Below are 255 nucleotides of genomic sequence, written 5' to 3'. Positions count from 1 at the left end.
ATTGTATGCTGCAAGGTTGTCCTTGCCCAAGGTTCCAGAAACGGTTTTCACCTCACCGGTTGTTACCGCCCCTATCGCTTGTTTTATCATGGACGTGCCCATGTTTTCGCCTGCCACGCCACCATTTGTGTAGAAATTGATATGCAGGTTGCCTGAAGTGTAGGTAGCATGCAGGTCACCTGAGGCGTAAGCCTTACTGCCTTTGCCAGTGACTTCGATTGTCTGGCCCCCGTCGGCATACGTCTTTGTTGATAC

Annotated in this window: 1 protein-coding gene; it reads right to left on the bottom strand. The window is 51.0% G+C overall.

Annotated elements, in window-relative coordinates; translation table 11 throughout:
* A partial coding sequence (locus tag AF337_RS44745; RefSeq protein WP_152971291.1) for a hypothetical protein occupies window positions 1-255 on the bottom strand: 255 nt, incomplete at both ends.

The sequence above is a fragment of the Rhizobium ecuadorense genome (assembly GCF_001187535.1).
Classification (GTDB): domain Bacteria; phylum Pseudomonadota; class Alphaproteobacteria; order Rhizobiales; family Rhizobiaceae; genus Rhizobium; species Rhizobium ecuadorense.
This window is presented reverse-complemented; position numbering and strand designations above follow the sequence as displayed.